The organism is Rhizobium anhuiense (assembly GCF_003985145.1).
GTDB lineage: Bacteria > Pseudomonadota > Alphaproteobacteria > Rhizobiales > Rhizobiaceae > Rhizobium > Rhizobium anhuiense.
Window position 1 is genome coordinate 76,138 of sequence record NZ_ML133528.1, and the last position, 18,274, is coordinate 94,411.

Sequence of the window (18,274 nt, forward strand, 5' to 3'; positions counted from 1 at the left end):
ACATCGGTTCTTTCCAAAAGAAAAGCCGGATGAATAAAATATTCGCATGATCGAACGACTTAGTGTCGCGGTATGTCGAAGTAAAGATCGAAGATTTCATAGCAAAATCTGAAAACACGGGAGGTGGTCGTGAACTATCTTGGTAAGATTCGTGCGCGCTCTGTTCTAACTGCGGCTCGTGATGCAAAGTATCCATCCGGAACATCTGGTACTCTCAAGAGAATTCTTGTCACCGGTGGTGCAGGTTTCCTCGGATCCCATCTGTGCGAGACGCTTTTGGCCGCCGGACACCAGGTGATCTGCCTCGACAACTTTTCCACCGGCATGCGGCGCAATATCGCCCATCTGAAGGGGGTCGATCGCTTCAACGTCATTGCCCACGATATCGTCCACCCGCTCGATCTGGAAGTCGACGAGATCTATAACCTTGCCTGCCCGGCTTCGCCGCCGCATTATCAGGCCGATCCGATCCATACGACAAAGACCTGCGTGCTGGGCTCCCTCAACCTTCTGGAGCTGGCCGCGCGCACCGGCGCACGCATCCTTCAGGCATCCACCTCCGAAGTCTACGGCGACCCGAACGTCCACCCGCAAGTCGAAAGCTACTGGGGCAACGTCAATTCGTTCGGGCCGCGCTCCTGCTATGACGAGGGCAAGCGGTGCGCCGAGACGCTGTTCTTCGACTTCCACAACACGCACGGCGTCGAGATCAAGATCATCCGCATCTTCAACACCTACGGCCCGCGGATGCGTCCGGACGACGGCCGCGTCGTCTCGAATTTCATCGTTCAGGCCCTGACGGGGCAAGACATCACGATCTATGGCGACGGTTCGCAGACCCGCTCGTTCTGTTTCGTCGATGATCTCATCGGCGGCATGGTCCGCATGATGGCCTCACCGTCGTCGCTGACGGGGCCCGTCAATCTCGGCAATCCGGGCGAATTCACGATCCGGGAGCTGGCCGAGCAGGTGATCGGATTGACCGGCTCGCGGTCGCAAATCATCCATCGCGCTCTGCCGGTTGACGATCCGCGTCAACGTCGCCCCGATATTTCGCTTGCCATGCAGGAACTCGACTGGCGGCCGAAGATCGAGCTGTCGAGCGGCCTGCGTCAGACGATCGACTATTTCGATGGCCTTCTCACCCGTCCGGCACGCGAACTGGAGGCGGTCTGATGGATGCGCCCCGGGTCCTTGTCACGGGCGGTGCCGGCTATATCGGCAGCCACACCGCCAAGCTCCTCCGCTCGGAGGGGATTGAGCCTGTCGTCTACGACAATCTCACGACCGGAAACCGTTCCTCCGTGCGCTGGGGCCCTTTCGTCGAAGGTGACGTCCTCGACTCGTCATGCCTGATCGAGGTCATCGAGAAATATGCTCCCGACGCCGTCATCCACTTTGCCGCCTCGGCCTACGTGGGCGAGTCCGTGCAAAACCCAGCGAAATATTACAACAACAATGTCGGCGGTGCGTTGTCGCTTATCGATGCCTGCCGGCAGACGGGGCTTCGGAACGTCATCTTCTCATCGAGTTGTGCCGTCTACGGCGTCCCCTCGGTGCTGCCGATCGATGAGACGTTGCCGAAGGCTCCGATCAATCCCTACGGCAAGACCAAGCTGATTGGCGAGCATATGCTCGCCGATTATGCGGCGGCCTACGGCCTGCGGTACGTTGCCCTGCGTTACTTCAATGCCTGTGGCGCCGATCCGGACGGCGATCTTGGCGAATGGCACGTTCCGGAAACTCATCTCATTCCGCGGGCGCTGCTGGCCGCGGCCGGCCGGATTCCGCACCTTGAGATATTCGGCGATGATTACGATACTCCCGACGGGACCTGCATAAGGGACTATATTCACGTCGCAGATCTCGCGCGCGCCCATGTTCAGGCCTTCACCCATCTCGCCAAAGGCGGAGCAAACCTCGCTGTCAACCTCGGCACCGGGCGGGGTTTTTCCATCAGGGAAGTCCTGCGCGTGATCCAGGAAACGACCGGATGCGCAGTCCCGGTCGTCATCCATCCGCGCCGGCCGGGCGATCCGCCCAGCCTCTACGCCGACGCCAGCCTGGCCCGCGAGACGCTCCGCTTCCAGCCTCGATATTCCGACCTCCAAACCATCGTGCGGACGGCGGCTCCGTTCTTCGGACTGGAGGCGCGCGCGTGACCGAACTTGCGATTACCCAAGCGACGCATGCTCCGGAACTCTCCCACGAGCCGCTTCTTGTCCCGGTTCTGACCGGACATCGGCGGGCCGAATATCTGCTCTCGGCGGCCGTATGGCTCTGCGCCTTCGCCTATTTCTGGATCTGGTGGCTGGAGCCGCGCCATCACGTCGATGCTTTCGGGACAATTACGGTGAGCCTCGTTCTTGCCTGGGTGACCGCTCTGCCGGCCTATTTCATCGTCGTGTTCTATCGGGCGGCAAGACCGAACGGCCCCTTGCGCCTGCCGGCGGGCAGTCGCGTGGCCATGGTCGTGACCAAGGCGCCGGCGGAACCCTTCTCGGTCGTCAGTGAAACCCTGCTGGCAATGCTTGCCCAGGAGGTGGAACACGACACCTGGCTTGCCGACGAAGACCCTTCCCCCGAGACTCTCGACTGGTGCTCCAGGCACGGGGTCTTCGTCTCGACCCGCAAGGGGCGATCCGATTATCATCGGACGTCGTGGCCCCGACGCACGCGGTGCAAGGAGGGCAACCTCGCCTTCTTCTACGACCACTACGGCTACAACCGCTACGATTTCGTAGCGCAACTCGATGCGGATCATGTTCCCGCGCCCGACTATCTCTTCCACATGCTGCGTCCGTTCGCCGATCCAAAAGTCGGCTATGTCTCGGCCCCCAGCATTTGCGACAAGAACGCTTCCGAAAGCTGGTCGGCACGTGGAAGGCTCTATGCCGAGGCCAGCATGCATGGCTCGCTCCAAGCCGGTTACAATGGCGGCCTGGCGCCCCTGTGCATAGGCTCGCACTACGCGGTGCGTACCGTCGCCCTCAAACAGATCGGCGGCCTCGGTCCGGAGTTGGCTGAAGACCATTCGACGACATTGATGATGAATGCCGGCGGCTGGCGGGGTGTGCATGCGCTGGATGCCATCGCCCATGGTGACGGCCCCAGAACCTTCAGCGATCTCGTGACGCAGGAATTCCAGTGGTCGCGCAGCCTGGTCATGGTGCTGTTGCGGTACTCGCCGAGCCTGGTCGGCCGGCTGCCGCGGCGGCTCCAGTTCCAGTTCCTCTTTTCGCAACTCTGGTATCCGCTTTTTGCGTTCTTCATGTTGCTCATGTTTGCGCTGCCGATCATCGCGCTCGTGCGCGGCCAGAACTTCGTGACGGTGACCTACCCCGATTTCCTGGCGCATTTCGCACCGCTTTCCATCGCTCTGGTGGTGATGGCTTATCGCTGGCGCGCCAGCAACTCGTTCCGCCCCTACGACGCCAAGATCCTGAGCTGGGAATGCATGCTCTTTCTCTTCGCGCGCTGGCCCTGGGCGCTCGCCGGCACGCTGGCTGCGGTGCACGATTTTGTGACAGGCTCCTTCGTCGATTTCCGCGTCACGCCGAAAGGGCGGTCCGAAGTCGATCTGCTGCCGGTGCGTGTCCTGGCGCCCTACGCTTTGCTGGCGCTCATGGCGGTATTGCCCGCCCTGGCAATCGACGATGCCGGCGCCTCCAAGGGGGGGTACTTCTTCACCGTCCTGAACGCGGCAATCTACTGCGCGCTGCTGTTGGTCATCGTCGGGCGCCATTCGAAGGAAAATACGGTTGCGGCGGCCCCGCGTTTCTACCGTCCGGCGATGGCGACCGCGCTTGTTGCGCTCGTCGCGCTGCCTGGGGTTGCCACCATCATGCGCGGAAAGGATGCGACCGAGGCACTCGCCTGGGGCAGCGGCCGCCTTCAGCTGTTCGAAGAGCGCTATGCCGTCTCCGGTGCAGGCCGGGGCGGGACCGCGCTGCGCACAATCTTTTTCAAACCACGATGGATTTCCGATCCGGAGGAGATCCAACTGAGAACCGATGCCGCTCACCCGGACGTGCGGCCGAGCGTGGAGGAACTACATAATGCATAGCCCATCCAAAATAGCCCTGTTGTCGTTAACCGGCCTGTTGTTGTCGGGAGTCGCGGTGCTGCCGACTGCTCTGGGCACTTCTGCCGAAGGGCAGCCGCTTGCCATGACGACATCGTCCATCGCGCCGCCGACCAAAATGCCGGTTGTCACGAAGGAGTCGATCACGTTCGGCGCCTATGATCCGCACGGAGATTTGGGCTCCTCGCCCGATTCGAAGATCGAACACCTCTTCCTGCCCTGGGAAGATGTCGATCTGCGCACGCTCGTCCTCGCCGACAATTATGCGCAAGCGCGTGGCCGCACCCTGCTGATCTCGGTCGAGCCCTGGACCTGGTCACGCGATTGGCGCCAGACCTCGCAGGAACTGCTGCACAGCATCCTGGACGGTTCGCGCGATGCGAACATGGCCGCCGTCTGCTCGACCGCTGCCACGCTGAAAAGTCCGGTCATCATTCGCTGGGGACAGGAAATGGACGAAACCGACAGCCAGTTCTCCTGGTCGCATTGGCAGGGCGCCGATTATGCCAAGGCCTATCGCCGGATGGTGGAGGTCTGCAAGGTCCACCTGAAGACGGCCAAATACATGTGGTCACCGAAGGGCAATGAGGGGCTTCAGGCCTTTTATCCCGGCAGTGATGTCGTCGATATCATCGGCCTCTCGGTCTTTGGCCTGGAGCAATACGACAGGGACAAGACTGGCCGTGACCAGACGTTTGCCGAGCACCTTGCGCCCGGATACGCCCGTGTCGCGGGTTACGGCAAGCCCATCATGGTTGCCGAACTCGGCTACGAAGGCGACGATTCCTTCGTGCGAAACTGGGCCGAGAGCGTAACGAAACGCTATCCGCAGTTCCCGGCCCTGAGCGCCGTCATCTACTTCAACGACCGTGAAGTCTATCCGTGGCCGGACGGTTATGGCCGCCCCGACTGGCGGCTCGTCCGCGAAAGCATCAATTGAACAGAAGGAACCTGAACATGTCCATGCTTCAAAAAATGTTCCTGGCCGTCGCCCTGACCAGCGGTATCGCCACGGCCGCGTCCGCTGCCGCAAACAATGAGCCTGCGGGGATCGAGACGGCAAAGCCGATGAGCAGCGCGGAGATCTATCAGCTCTACAACCAGAATTCCTGGATGTGGAAAGCCGGCGCCGGCTACTTCTCCGCGAAGGCGCGTCGCTTTACCGCCTGGTCGCGGGAAAATGGCTCGCCATCCTTCGGCATGGGCCGCTGGTTCGTCACGGAGTCGGGCAAACTCTGCTTCAACGCCGACTGGCACGCCAAGACCGGAACGGCGACGGCAATCACCTGTTTCAGCCACCGCAAGAAGGGCGGCCTGATCTATCAGAAACGCGAACCGGACGGTCAATGGTACGTGTTCAAGAGCAGACGGACACAAGCCACCGACGAATTCGCAAAGCTTCGCCACGGCGACTACGTGAGGTCTCAATTGGGGAGAATTGAGACGAGCGTCAGTAAGACCAAATAAAGGCGAAGCTAGGGGTTGCGCGCGGCCGAGGCGCCATCTGTTTCCTTGTAGGAGCCGGTGCCTGCGCGCAACCCTTTTCATAAAAGATTGCGAAGCGCCTTCGGCGCCGGCAGCAGCACGTCGCCGAGCCAGGATCCCGACTGATGCTCTGCAATGCGCCGGCACGAATGCGACAGCGAGATTCGCGGAAACGAAGCTGTGAAACCGACGACGTTTGGAAATTTAGGCAAACTCAGGTTGCGCTACGCTTTCCGAAGCCGAATGTCTTGCGCAGACTGCTGTCGACCGCGCTTGCCGGCATAAACCTGCGTAACCGGCTTAGAAGCGTCGCCTGGCCACCGGTCGGTTGACGCATTTTGTATGGACCGTTGATTGCAGCCAGGATTTTCTCCGCGACAACCAGCGGCGACGGCGCGGTTTTGATCTGGGCCTGTACCGTCTTGATGGTCGCATCTGCCTGTGCTGCGTAAGCGCCGAGGGGCGCCTCGGTTTGGGCCGCGTTCACATCGAGCTTGGTATTGGTGAAGGTCGGCTCAACCAGCACGACGCGCACGTTGAACTCACGAATCTCATGGTCCAGCGACTCCGACAGTCCTTCGAGTGCATGCTTGCTGCTGGCATATATTCCCATGAACGGCGCCGGCAGGAAGCCGAGGACCGAGCTGATATTGATGATCAGACCGCTGCGAGCGGCGCGCATGGAGGGCAAGGCAGCGCGGATCATGCGCAGAGGGCCGAAAACATTGGTATCGAAGACCGCCTGGGCTTCGGCAGGCGACGTGTTCTCGACCGGGCCGACCAGCGAAACGCCGGCATTGTTGATCAGGATGTCGATTCTGCCTGCCTCGGACAAAACCCATTGAACAAAATCGGAGACCGAGGCGTCATCGGTGACGTCGGCAGTCCCATAGCGCACGCCGGGAATGGCATTGACACGCTGCGGGCTACGCACGCCGCCAAAGACCTGAAAACCGTTTTGTGCAAGAAGGCGGGCCGACGCTTCGCCGATTCCGGAGGATGCTCCGGTGATGACGACGACTTTATTTTGAGACATGGAGGCTCCTGGCTGGGCGCGAGTGGTTGAATACGTGCTTCAATTATAGGGTCAGACTTTTCACCCTGTCGCCAAAGGACAGTGTCTCAGAACCTGGCATCCAAGCACGTAAGATTTCGATCAACATCTATCCTTGCTTTAGATGTCAATCGAAATATAAAATCAAGCACTTTTTGCTTTACGGCGATTTTTTCGATGATCGCGCCTGCAAACGTGCCGGGGCATGTCGGCAGGGAGCGGCATGAGCCTCAACGGGTTCAGGATTTCGGAGCGACAGTCCCCGCTCGGTTTCGAGCGACGATTTCGTCGTGGGTCAGGCTGGTGCCTGCCGCGAAGAATTCCTTGATCAGCGCGTCGCGATTATCGGCTGCGCGGGATCGATCCGCCGATCGCAGCGCTTCTTCCAGCTCATCTGCTGCAAGCTCGGTGCAATAGGCCGGGGTGCCGGGCTGCTGACGCCAGGACGCCGCCAGCCCTCCTGCATCCAGAGCATCAAAACCGGTGGCCTCGACCAGATCTATGGCAATCGCCTTTGCTTGCGGAGCATCGCCTGCAACCGGGATGGCGATGCGTCCATCCGTGTCGTCAGGCCGCCCCTTCTCCGCCAGCGTTGCCGCCAGCACGGCATTCCACGCCTTGACGACGGGTCGGCCGATCTGCCCGCTCACCCAAACGCTTTCGGGCATGCCGCCATCGACGTCGGCGATCGCGCCGTCGCGAAACGGATAATAATTCGACGTATCGATCACCACGACGTCTTCAGGCACGCCATTGAAGAGCCGACCGAGATCGCGACAGTTTGCGAACGGGATCGAAAGAACGATCACCTCGACGACCCGGACGGCTTCCTCTTTCGAAACGGCGGTCGCTCCGATATCGCCGGCAAGATCGCGGATGGTGTCCGGCCCCTTCGAATTGGCAAGCTTGACCTCATGGCCGCCGGCGGCAAGTTTTCTCGCCAGCGTCGCGCCGATATTTCCGGCGCCGATGATTCCGATCTTCATGGCATGTCCTTTCTCTGATGTGGAACTAAGCCCGCCTCAATCGCGGGCGGGACGCGCGAATGCGTGCAGCGTGTCGCGCAGATCGGCCAGCCCCTCGTCCGTGAGCTGACAGGCGGTTTTGATTTTGTCGGTGACGGCCCAAAGCGCCTCACGCAGGGATTCACCGGCTTTGGTAAGATGGATGAGCACCCGCCGCTCGTCGTTACGATCGCGCGTCCGGGTCACCATGCCGGCCGATTCCAGGCGCTTCAGCAGCGGCGTGATCGTGCCGGTGTCCATATCGAGCTTCAAACCCAACTCTCCAACGGCGCGGGGCGTACCGCCGTAAAGTTCAAGCATCACCAGGTATTGCGGGAATGTTAGACCGAGCGGCTGCAAAAATGGCTTGTGAAGGCGCGCCATCCGGTTGGCCGCGCCATAGAGCGCAAACGAAAGTTGGGTGCCGACCGCGCGGCGGGATGCGATTTCGTTGTTCGACATGGTTTCATCTAGTGTGCTTTTATCTAGTGCACTAGATAATGCCTTTGTCGAAGAGAACAAGGTCGGCAGCGCTAAATTAGGCGCTTATCGCGTTCAGGGAGGTCTCGCGGTCCGACGTGCCGAGCGCTTTCATGATGAAGCGGATTTGGGCATGGAGGCCGACTGCGGTGGCCCCTCCCTCCTGAACCCGCTGCTCGACCAGAACCGGATGGAAGAACGGCAGGAACGCAGTGATGATACCGCGCGCGGCTTCATCGGCGTCTTCGACCTTGAACTCGCCTGTCTGCAGACCCTCGCGGACAAGCGCTTTGAGGATTGCCAGGATCTGCTCATTATGCGCGTTGATGGTCGCCCAACTTCCGTCCGTGGCGGCGACGAGCAACTGGTGCATCGGTCTGTCCTCCACCAGCATTCTCGTGCTGTGCCGGTGGATGGCGGTCAAAAGATCCGCCAGCTTTTTGCTCGCCGGCGCATCCGTTCGCGCGATCGCCAGAGCGATTTCAGCAACGTCTTTGACAACCAGTCCGCAGACCGAACTGTTGATCGCCGTCCTCGAGGGAAAGAAGCGATAGATATTGGCGCGGCTCATGCCGAGTTCGGAGGCGATGTCGGCGACCGACGTCTTATGATAGCCGATCCGCCGAAAATACCTTTCCGCCACCTCGAGTATCCGCGTCCGCGCCTGCTCAAGGTCACTTCCGGACCCGCAAAAGTCGTCGCCGCCGCCGGAGAACATCACTCGGCAGCCATTGACGTCGGCAACTCCACCTCCTTGGGTAACTCTACCTCCTTCGGAGAATTTTCATGGCTTTCGTTTTTCGTCGGCTTGATGCGGAACCAGGTAGCGTAGAGGGCCGGAAGGAAGAGCAGGATCATCACCGTGCCGACCGCCGTTCCGCCGATCAGCGTGTAAGCCATCGACCCCCAGAACACCGAGTGCGTGAGAGGAATGAAGGCAAGCACAGCGGCAAGGGCTGTCAGAATAACCGGACGCGTCCGCTGCACCGTCGCCTCGATGACGGCATGATAATCGTCGAGTCCGGCTGCCTTATTCTCCTTGATCTGTTCCGTCAGAATCAAAGTGTTGCGCATCAGAATTCCCGCCAGCCCGATCAATCCGAGAATGGCATTGAAGCCGAAAGGCTTATCGAAGAGCAGCAAGACCGGAACCGCCCCGGCAAGACCGAGCGGCCCTGTCAGCATGACCATGGTCATCGTCGACAGGCTACGGACCTGCAAAACGATAACGATCAGCATGGCGGCAATCATCGCCGGGAAGATCTTGACGAGGGCGTTGTTGGCCTTCAGTGATTCCTCGATGTTTCCGCCCATCTCGATGCGATATCCCAGGGGAAGCGAGGCAATCAGCGGCTGAAGCGCCTTCATAACCTGCGCTGAGACCTCCGGCGGCTGTGTCGCTTCGTTGATATCGGACCGGATCGTAATGACAGGCATTCGATCGCGGCGTTTCAGGATCGGCTCTTCAAACCGGATTTCCGAGTGGCCGATCTGATCGAGCGGAACCTGTCGCCCATCCCGGCTCATCAGCGAGAAATCTGCCAATCGTGAGGGATCAAGCCGGTTGCCGCCGGCACTGCGTGCAACGACAGGCACGTTGCGGATATTTTCGCGAACCTCGGTGATCGGAATTCCGCTCAGCAGCAATTGCATCTGCTGGGCTGCCTCGGCCGGCGACAGACCGATCAGGTTCAGCCGATCCTGGTCGGGAACGAAACGCAGCACGGGCGTGCGGTTGCCCCAATCGCGGTTTGCCTGGCGAACATCCGGCACGCTCTTCATGATAGCGAGAGCTTTGTCGGAAATCTGGTACAGTTGCTCCTGATCCGGGCCCGTGATCCGGAACTCGACCGGAAACGGCGTGTAAGGACCGAAGACGAGCTGGGTGACGCGGACATAGGCTTCAGGGGCGAGCCCATCCGAAATGGCCGCGCGCAGCCGAAGCTTCAGTACCTCGCGTGTGTGAGCGTCAGGGGTCAGCACGACGATCTTGGCGAAAGACGGGTCCGGCAATTCCGGCGCCATGGCAAAGAAGAAGCGGGGAGCGCCCTGCCCGACATAGCTGGTGACGGTCTTTGCCTCCGGCTGTTTCTGCAGCCAACCTTCGAGCTTCTCGACCGTTGCCGTCGTCGTCTCGATGCTGGTGCCTTCGGGCAGGCGGACTTCGACGAGGACTTCGGGACGGTCCGACGTCGGGAAGAACTGCTTTTTCACCCCGCCCATTCCAACGACGGAGATCCCCATGACGATGGCGACCACCGCACAGGTGACGAACTTGTGGCGCACTGTGAATTCGATAACCCGCCGCAGGCGCCGGTAGTTCGGGGTGTTGTAAATGGCGTGATGGCCACCTTCGACCGGCTTGATCGCCGGCAGCATCTTGACGCCGAGATAGGGCGTGAAGATCACCGCGACAATCCACGAGACGATCAGGGCAAAGCCGACGACCCAGAAGATGTTGCCGGCATATTCGCCGGCGGTCGACCGGGCAAAGCCGACCGGCATCAGCCCGATGATCGTCACGAGGGTGCCCGACAGCATCGGTGCTGCCGTGTGGCTCCAGGCATAGGCGGCCGCCTTGATGCGATCCATCCCCTCTTCCATCTTCACCACCATCACCTCGATGGCGATGATGGCGTCGTCGACCAGAAGGCCGAGCGCCAGGATGAGCGCACCAAGGGTGATGCGATCGAAGAACCGGCCGGTTTCCAGCATGATGAGGAAGACGACGGCAAGGGTAAGCGGAACGGCCAGAGCCACGACGATGCCGACACGCCAACCGAGGCTGACGAGACTGACGAACAACACGACGCCGAGCGCCATGGCGAATTTCAGCATGAACTCGCCGACGGCTTCGTCGATGTTGACGGCCTGGTCGCTGACCTTGGCGAGGGTCATGCCGAGCGGCAAGGTCTTTGCGATCGCGGCGGATCTTTCTTCCAGCGCCTTGCCGAGTTCCAGACCGTTCCAGCCCTGTTGCATCACCGCGGCAAGCATGATGGCGGGCTCGCCGTCATGGCGAATGAGATAGGTGGCCGGATCTTGATAACCGCGCCGCACTTCGGCAAAATCCGAGAGCTTCAAGGTGCGTCCGGCGGCGACGATCGGCGTGTCGGCGATCGCCTGGATGCTGTCGTAGGCGCCATCGAAGCGAATGAACACCTGGGGCCCACGCGTATCGATCGATCCGGCCGGCGTCACGGTGTTTTGCCGCTGCAAGGCGGCCGCGATGTCCTGTGACGAAATGCCGAGGGTGGCGAGCTTGGCATAGGAGAATTCGACGAAGATCTGTTCGGGCCGCTCTCCGAGGATGTTGATCTTCTTGACGCCGGGCACATGCAGAAGATCCTGGCGGATCACCTCGGCCTGGCGCACAAGCTCGCGCATCGGCATGCCCTTGGCCTTCAGCGCATAAAGCCCGAAGCTGACATCGGAGTACTCGTCGTTGACAAAGGGACCGAGCACGCCCCCGGGCAGGTTGCGGGCCTCGTCTCCAAGCTTCTTTCGAGCCTGATAGAATTCCTCCTCGACGGCCGTGGCCGGCGTGCTGTCCTTCAAGGTGACGGTCAAAAAGGCATAACCGGGCCGCGTCGTCGTCTCGACACGATCGTACCAGGTGAGTTCCTGGAGGCGCTTTTCGAGCGGCTCGGCGACCAGATCCTGCATTTCGCGCGCTGTCGCGCCCGGCCACACCGTTGTCACGGTCAGGGTCTTGATGGTGAAGGACGGGTCCTCGGCGCGCCCGAGCTTGACGAAGGCATAGGCGCCGGCGGCGGCCAGCAGAACGATGAAGAACAGGGTGACGGCCCGCTCGCGAACGGCGAGCGCGGATAGATTGAAGTTCATCAGTTTGCCGCCTCTGCCTGTTCTACCGTGGCGCGCACGCTGGCGCCGTCCTGCAGCAGATGGGCGCCGAGAGCGACGACCGGCTCGCCTGCATTGACGCTGGAAACCACCGCAACCTCCTCACCCATCTGTTCGATTTTCACTTGCCGGAAGTGGACGATCGACGATGCCTGGTCGAAGACCCAGACGCCGGTGCGCCTGCCATCGTCCAATACGGCGCCGACCGGCACCGCGGCATGCGATTGACTACCGCCGTTGGCGATTCTGATCGTCACCGTCGCGCCCAGCGGCGCCGACGCTGCGGCGCCATCCAGAACCCAGCGTGCCTCATAGGTGCGGGTTTGCGGATCGGCAGCGTCGGAGATCTGGCGAAGCCGGGCCTTGTCCTGCCGGCTTTCGTTGCCGTAGATGCTGGCATCGGCGATCTCGCCGAGCTGCGGCCTGAGAAATTCCGGAAGCCAGACCAGCGCTTCACGCGGGCCGGCCTGTGCGAGCCGGACCACGGTTTGTCCCGCGGTCACGACCTGCCCCGGCTCGCCCAGCGTTTCGACAACCGTTCCATCGGTGTCGGCAACCAGGACGGAATAGGCGGCCTCGTTTTCCGCGACCTTGGCGTCCGCTTGCGCCGCGGCAAGCTGCGCGGTAGCGGTGTCAAGCGCTGCCTTTGCCTGCTCATAGCGCTGCGGCGTCGCGGCCAATCCGTTTTTCACCAGAGCGGCGTAGCGTGTCTCGTCTGCTTGCGCCTGGGTCAGCACAGCCTCGGCTGCGGCGACGGCGTTTCGTTTCGCCGTCAGGGCGAGACGCAGATCGGTTTCGTCGATGCGCATCAGCGGCTGACCGGCCTTGACCTGCACGCCGACGTCGACATAACGCTGCACGATCTTGCCGGGCACACGAAAACCGAGATTGCTTTGCACCCGGGCGGCGATGGTGCCGGTGAAGCTGCGCTCGGCGGTCTCCGGCCTCTTTGCCTCAACCAGTTTGACGAATGGCGGTGTAGTGCGGGGATCGGCGGCTTGTGCGCTTCCTTCCGAGGACACCCCGACAAAGAAGAATGCCGTGGCGCCGGCGGCTGCCAGGAGGCCGAATGAGGCGAGGAGGATTTTGCGGTTCATGTCAGTAAGCCTTCTTGACGGGCGCAGCATTTAAATTAGATTGCGATCTAACTCTAATTCTGATATAGATGTCAAATGAAATCTAACTGGAGATCGCTATGAGAGTCAGTCGCGCTCAGGCCGAGGCCAATCGTGAAACGGTGATCAATGTCGCAAGCCGGCTCTTCCGGGAGCATGGCTTCGACGGCATCGGGCTGAAGGATTTGATGAAAGGCGCCGGTCTCACCCAAGGCGGGTTCTACAAGCAGTTCGAATCGAAGGATGATCTTGTGGCACTGGCATCCGGGCGAGCGATGGAGAACGCCATCCGCAGATGGTCTAGGGTTGCCGCCGGAAGCGCCGATCCCTTCGACGCGGTTGTCGGCATGTATCTCTCGGCCGGGCACCGGGAAGAGAAAGGCGATGGTTGCCCCCTCGCCGCACTTGGGGCCGACGCGGCGCGTCAGAGCGAGGAGGTGCGGGCTCCATTCCAGCACGGCATAGAGGCTCACCTCCAGATTCTCGACGAATTGATCCCGGCATCGGACGGCACGGAACCTTATGACAGGGCCATGGTCATCCTCTCCCTCATGGTAGGCGCGGTGACGATCTCCCGCATCATGACTGACCGGGGCATGTCGGAGCGCCTCCTCGAAGCCGCGTCCGATGCGGTCAAGCACATTGCGAGCGGCACAGACGAAGAATGAGATCTCGGCTCCGTCGGTGGGATGTCTCTTCCACCTCGCAGATCGCCGCATCCTGGAGTTGACCATTAGCCTCACCCTCGCTCGGGCGTATGGAACGATTCACCGCCGGAGAACGCGTGCGTCGCATCGTCATCACACTGCCACCCGCGAATTCAGCAGGCTCGCATGATTCATAATTCCGCATTGACCTCACGATGGACCGGCGCAGACTTCGACGGAATGTTAGAAACATTCCTCGGATCTGCTCCCTTTGACGCATCGCCGGTTCATACGCTTCTAGGCTTTAATTGGTCCGCTGATGCACGTTCTCACGGTGCGATGACGGTTGTCGATCTCGCATGCAATGGAGAGTGGAACCTTTGGGCTACCTCGGACACACCGGAATGGCTTACCATCCATGTGCCGCGAGACGGCATTTCCGGCATGACGCGACGGCAAACCACGACAACAGCGTCACCGGGCCAGATGCTACTTGGGCAAAGCCGCGAGGCGGATCGCTTCCTCGTGCGGGGAACGCTCCATCGATCGCAGAAACTCTTTTTACATTGGGGCCAGATCTGCCAAGCGTTCGGGGAGCTGTTTGAAGCCCCTCTTGTCGGATCGTTAGACCTGTCCCCCCTCGTTGATGGATCAAGCGCCTCCGCACATCTCATCAAGAATCTCGTCGAGACTATAATGGATGGTATGCTTGGAGACGCCATCTTGCTTCATTCGCCGATAGCAATGGTCAATCTCAATCAAGCACTCACTCATTTGCTCATTCGATTGATATCCCATCGTTACTCTCAGCGACTGGAACGGAGTCCGTTTATGCCCGCTCCACGGCACGTTCGTCGGGCTATAGATTTCATGCAGGCGAATATCGCTAAGCCGATCACCATCTCGATGATCGCTCAATCTGCCAACGTCTCAGTTCGCACCTTGGAAAACGGCTTCCGGACCTTCAAGGAAGCTACACCAGCAAGTTACTTGAGAACTCTACGACTACGCGCCGCTCGATTGGACCTTCTGGATCGGTCGAACCAACAGAGCATCCGGGATATCTGCCTGAAGTGGGGATTCTTGCACGCCGGCCGTTTTTCTGCGCTGTACGGGTCCGTTTACGGGGAAAGTCCTCGGGAAACCCTCAGGCGGAAATCTGAGGTCGTCTCATCTCGCTCCGCAGCAGCCGATATAAGGCGAGGCAGGCTCTAAGCCGACTTCTGGGTCTTCGCATTTCTATCGATGACGGTGAGATGGATGTAACTGGAGCGGGTGAAGGGAATCGAACCCTCGTATTCAGCTTGGGAAGCTGCTGCTCTACCATTGAGCTACACCCGCGATGATCTGAGATTTCCAACAGATGGGGGCGGCTGTCAAGTCGCGCCTGGTGTAACGCCTCAGATGCGGAAGTGTTTCGAGAGTTTGAGGCCCTGGGCCTGGTAGTTGGAGCCGAGGCCGGAGCCGTAGAGGCTTGCCGGCTTTTCCTGCATGTGTTCGTAGACGAGGCGGCCGACGATCTGGCCGTCTTCGAGGATGAAGGGCACCTCGTGGCTGCGCACTTCGAGCACGGCGCGGCTGCCGCGCCCGCCGGCAGGCGCATGACCGAAACCCGGGTCGAAGAAGCCGGCATAATGGACGCGGAATTCGCCGACCAGCGGATCGAAGGGGGTCATCTCGGCGGCGTAATCCGGCGGCACGTGCACGGCCTCGCGCGAGACGAGGATATAGAACTCGTCCGGATCGAGGATCAGTTCGTTGCGGCCGCGGCTATAAAGCGGTTCCCAGAAATCATAGATGTCATGCTGGGCCTTCTTGTCGACATCGACGACGGCGGTGTGATGTTTGCCGCGATAGCCGATCAGGCCGTCCTTGTCGCCGGCCAGATCGATCGACAGCGCGATGCCGCCGCCCGAAACGTTCGGCTGCTTGCTGGCGACCAGCGTCTCGCTTTCATGCAGCTTCAAGAGTTCCGGTTCGCCGAGCAGGGAATGGCCAACGCGGAAGCGGATCTGCGACAGGCGCGAGCCGCGGCGCACCACGATCGGGAAGGTGCGCGGGCTGATTTCGAGATAGAGCGGGCCGGAATAACCGGCCGGGATCTTGTCGAACTCCTGGGCATAATCGGTGATGACGCGGGTGAAGATATCGAGCCTGCCGGTTGAGCTCTTCGGGTTGGCCGAGGCCGACATGTCGGCCGGCAGCGCCAGGCTCTCCATCAGCGGCACGATGTAGACGCAGCCGGTCTCGAGCACCGCGCCCTCGGAGAGGTCGATCACATGCAGGCTCAGCCGGTCGAGCTTGTCCGACACCAGATGCGAGGGGCCGGGCATGAAGCTGGCGCGCACGCGAAAGGCCTTGGCGCCCAAGCGCAGGTCGAGACTTGCCGGCTGGATCTGGTCGCGGTCCAGCTCCCGTTCGGAGATCAGACGCTCCGTTTCGAACAGCGCGGAGATCGCGCGATCCGCCAGAATTCCCGTTTCACGAGCCATCATGCCTCATCCATCATTTGCGGCCGACAAAACCAAACTCGGGGAATTGACGCAAGCAGCTAACAGCAGTATTGCAGAATTATCCCGTGGTGATTTGGCCGGTCGGCTTGCAGCCACGTTAAACAAGTGGCTAAAAAGACCGGGTTGAAACCGGTCTGCTTTTGCGACCGGTTTTTTTGTTATGTGAAGGTGATGGCATGAGCAAGTCCTGGCGCCCCGCAACCCAACTCGTTCACGGCGGCACGCTGCGTTCGCAATATGGCGAAACGTCCGAGGCAATCTATCTCACGCAGGGTTTCGTCTATGAGACCTCGGAAGCGGCCGAAGCCCGCTTCAAGGGCGAGACGGAGGGCTTCATCTACGCCCGCTACGGCAGCCCCACCAACGACATGTTCGAAAAGCGCATGTGCATGCTCGAAGGCGCGGAGGATGCCCGCGCCACCGCTTCCGGCATGGCGGCCGTCACCGCGGCGATCCTCTGCCAGCTGAAATCAGGCGATCATATCGTCGCCGCGCGCGCCCTGTTCGGCTCCTGCCGCTGGGTGGTCGAGACGCTGGCGCCGAAATACGGCATCGACTGCACGCTGATCGACGGCCGGGATCTGGCCAACTGGGAAAAGGCGATCACTGCGAAGACCAAGGTGTTCTTCCTGGAAAGCCCGACCAACCCGACGCTCGAAGTGATCGATATCGCAGGCGTCGCCAAGCTCGCCAACCAGATCGGCGCCAAGGTCGTCGTCGACAACGTCTTCGCCACGCCGCTGTTCCAGAAGCCGCTGGAACTCGGCGCCCATATCGTCGTCTATTCCGCCACCAAGCATATTGACGGCCAGGGCCGCTGCCTCGGCGGCGTCGTGCTTGCCGACAAGGAATGGATCGACGAGAACCTGCACGACTATTTCCGCCATACCGGCCCGGCCATGTCGCCGTTCAATGCCTGGACTTTGCTGAAGGGCATCGAGACGCTGCCGCTGCGCGTGCGCCAGCAGACGCAGAATGCCGCAAAGATCGCCGATTTCCTCGCCGAGCAGGGCAAGGTCGCCAAGGTGATCTATCCCGGCCGCAAGGACCATCCGCAGGCCGATATCATCGCCAAGCAGATGACCGGCGGCTCGACGCTGGTCGCCTTCGAGCTCAAGGGCGGCAAGGAAGCGGCCTTTGCCCTGCAGAACGCGTTGGAGATCGTCAAGATCTCCAACAATCTCGGCGACAGCAAGAGCCTGATCACCCATCCGGCAACGACGACGCACAAGAACCTGACGGAGGAGGCGCGCGCCGAACTCGGCATTTCTCCGGGCACGGTGCGGCTTTCGGCCGGCATCGAGGATACCGACGATCTGATCGAGGATTTCGCGCGGGCGCTTGCCAAGGTTTCGGCCTGATCGACGACAATGGCAGCCGGACCTCCCTCGGGGTTCGGCTCGCCGGATCTCACTGGGGTTCGGCTCGCCGGACCTCACCACGGTTCGGCCGGGGGAACAACTACGGTCGTGCCGGCGTTCCGATCTGGAATTAACACTGACAATTAGGCTTAACGATCGAAAACCCTTCGATCATCATAGTTTCAGTGACGATCAACGTTCCGTTTCTTGACGGACAGGGCCTCTTATAAGATACGGGTAACATATCTTGACTAAGGTGCAAGGCATGTATCGCGCCCTCACAAGAGAGATCGAAGTTGTGGTCGAACCATTCTATCTGGAGGAGCAATCCGATCCGGAAGACGACCGCTATGTCTGGGGTTACCGGATTGTCATCAGCAACAATTCCGGCATAGCCGTTCGCCTGGTCAACCGTTACTGGAACATCACCGACCAGAACGGACTGGTGGACGAAGTGACGGGCCCGGGCGTCGTCGGCGAACAGCCACGGCTCAGCCCCGGCGACACCTACGAATATTCCTCCGGCTGCCCGCTCGACACCCCCTCCGGGCTGATGTTCGGCCATTACCAGATGGAAACGGACGAAGGCGAGATGTTCGATGTCGAGATCCCCGCCTTCTCGCTGGATTCACCGGGACTGCTGCGGGTGCTTAACTGACGTGTAACG

The 18,274-nt window shown here is 60.7% G+C and carries 16 protein-coding genes, 1 tRNA gene and 1 riboswitch; of the genes, 9 read left to right on the forward strand and 8 right to left on the reverse strand.

Going from position 1 to position 18,274, the window contains the following annotated elements; all coding sequences use genetic code 11:
- Positions 1-129: 129 nt before the first annotated feature.
- The 5 genes from EEQ99_RS20290 to EEQ99_RS20310 are packed head-to-tail and all read left to right on the forward strand — an operon-like array spanning position 130 to position 5,551.
- A complete protein-coding gene (locus EEQ99_RS20290) occupies positions 130-1,176 on the forward strand; it encodes a UDP-glucuronic acid decarboxylase family protein (protein WP_028756300.1) in 1,047 nt (348 codons plus the stop codon).
- The gene (galE, locus tag EEQ99_RS20295) at positions 1,176-2,162 is read left to right on the forward strand and encodes a UDP-glucose 4-epimerase GalE (protein WP_047617040.1); all 987 of its coding nucleotides are present in this window, start codon (positions 1,176-1,178) and stop codon (positions 2,160-2,162) included. The genes EEQ99_RS20290 and galE overlap by 1 nt, the downstream gene beginning before the upstream one ends.
- Entirely contained in the window at positions 2,159-4,066 is a 1,908-nt protein-coding gene (locus EEQ99_RS20300; protein WP_127430979.1) for a glycosyltransferase family 2 protein, read from the forward strand. The genes galE and EEQ99_RS20300 overlap by 4 nt, the downstream gene beginning before the upstream one ends.
- Positions 4,067-4,085: 19 nt before the next feature.
- Positions 4,086-5,024, forward strand: coding sequence for a glycoside hydrolase family 26 protein (locus tag EEQ99_RS20305; protein WP_127431051.1), 939 nt, complete (start codon positions 4,086-4,088; stop codon positions 5,022-5,024).
- Between the two features lie 17 nt (positions 5,025-5,041).
- Positions 5,042-5,551 (forward strand): DUF995 domain-containing protein, encoded by a 510-nt coding sequence (locus EEQ99_RS20310; RefSeq protein WP_028756226.1) that lies wholly within the window; start codon positions 5,042-5,044, stop codon positions 5,549-5,551.
- Positions 5,552-5,783: 232 nt separating this feature from the next.
- Here the strand turns inward: EEQ99_RS20310 and EEQ99_RS20315 are convergent, their stop codons facing one another.
- The 6 genes from EEQ99_RS20315 to EEQ99_RS20340 all read right to left on the reverse strand — a co-directional run bounded on the left by EEQ99_RS20315 (position 5,784) and on the right by EEQ99_RS20340 (position 13,068).
- A complete protein-coding gene (locus EEQ99_RS20315) occupies positions 5,784-6,605 on the reverse strand; it encodes an oxidoreductase (RefSeq protein WP_127430980.1) in 822 nt (273 codons plus the stop codon).
- A 257-nt stretch (positions 6,606-6,862) separates the two neighbouring features.
- A complete protein-coding gene (locus tag EEQ99_RS20320; RefSeq protein ID WP_127430981.1) occupies positions 6,863-7,609 on the reverse strand; it encodes an NADPH-dependent F420 reductase in 747 nt (248 codons plus the stop codon).
- A gap of 36 nt (positions 7,610-7,645) precedes the next feature.
- Positions 7,646-8,089 carry a MarR family winged helix-turn-helix transcriptional regulator gene (locus EEQ99_RS20325; protein ID WP_097594934.1) on the reverse strand — a complete coding sequence of 148 codons (444 nt, stop codon included), beginning with the start codon at positions 8,087-8,089 and terminating at the stop codon, positions 7,646-7,648.
- Between the two features lie 76 nt (positions 8,090-8,165).
- Entirely contained in the window at positions 8,166-8,825 is a 660-nt protein-coding gene (locus tag EEQ99_RS20330) for a TetR/AcrR family transcriptional regulator (protein WP_127430982.1), read from the reverse strand.
- Positions 8,825-11,953 carry an efflux RND transporter permease subunit gene (locus EEQ99_RS20335; protein ID WP_028757374.1) on the reverse strand — a complete coding sequence of 1,043 codons (3,129 nt, stop codon included), beginning with the start codon at positions 11,951-11,953 and terminating at the stop codon, positions 8,825-8,827. Before EEQ99_RS20335 ends, EEQ99_RS20330 begins: the two co-directional genes overlap by 1 nt.
- Complete coding sequence (locus tag EEQ99_RS20340) at positions 11,953-13,068, reverse strand: efflux RND transporter periplasmic adaptor subunit (protein ID WP_127430983.1); 1,116 nt, start codon at positions 13,066-13,068, stop codon at positions 11,953-11,955. The genes EEQ99_RS20335 and EEQ99_RS20340 overlap by 1 nt, the downstream gene beginning before the upstream one ends.
- Before the next feature lie 98 nt (positions 13,069-13,166).
- Between EEQ99_RS20340 and EEQ99_RS20345 the strand changes: the two genes are divergently transcribed.
- Positions 13,167-13,754, forward strand: coding sequence for a TetR/AcrR family transcriptional regulator (locus EEQ99_RS20345; RefSeq protein WP_127430984.1), 588 nt, complete (start codon positions 13,167-13,169; stop codon positions 13,752-13,754).
- A 165-nt stretch (positions 13,755-13,919) separates the two neighbouring features.
- On the forward strand, positions 13,920-14,948 hold the full coding sequence (locus EEQ99_RS20350) for a helix-turn-helix domain-containing protein (protein WP_127430985.1): 1,029 nt from the start codon (positions 13,920-13,922) through the stop codon (positions 14,946-14,948).
- Positions 14,949-15,000: 52 nt separating this feature from the next.
- On the opposite strand, the gene EEQ99_RS20355 is transcribed toward EEQ99_RS20350, so the two are convergent.
- Together EEQ99_RS20355 and EEQ99_RS20360 are read right to left on the reverse strand one after the other, a co-directional pair.
- Positions 15,001-15,074: transfer RNA gene (locus tag EEQ99_RS20355), tRNA-Gly, on the reverse strand.
- A gap of 59 nt (positions 15,075-15,133) precedes the next feature.
- Positions 15,134-16,228: a 2'-deoxycytidine 5'-triphosphate deaminase gene (locus EEQ99_RS20360; RefSeq protein WP_063474740.1), complete on the reverse strand. Its 1,095-nt coding sequence runs from the start codon at positions 16,226-16,228 to the stop codon at positions 15,134-15,136.
- Positions 16,229-16,301: 73 nt separating this feature from the next.
- Positions 16,302-16,380, forward strand: a riboswitch (SAM riboswitch).
- 42 nt (positions 16,381-16,422) lie between these two features.
- Between EEQ99_RS20360 and EEQ99_RS20365 the strand changes: the two genes are divergently transcribed.
- Both EEQ99_RS20365 and apaG read left to right on the forward strand, forming a co-directional pair.
- Positions 16,423-17,607 carry an O-succinylhomoserine sulfhydrylase gene (locus EEQ99_RS20365; protein WP_127430986.1) on the forward strand — a complete coding sequence of 395 codons (1,185 nt, stop codon included), beginning with the start codon at positions 16,423-16,425 and terminating at the stop codon, positions 17,605-17,607.
- Between the two features lie 265 nt (positions 17,608-17,872).
- Positions 17,873-18,265 carry a Co2+/Mg2+ efflux protein ApaG gene (gene apaG, locus EEQ99_RS20370; RefSeq protein ID WP_028756223.1) on the forward strand — a complete coding sequence of 131 codons (393 nt, stop codon included), beginning with the start codon at positions 17,873-17,875 and terminating at the stop codon, positions 18,263-18,265.
- Positions 18,266-18,274 lie beyond the last annotated feature (9 nt).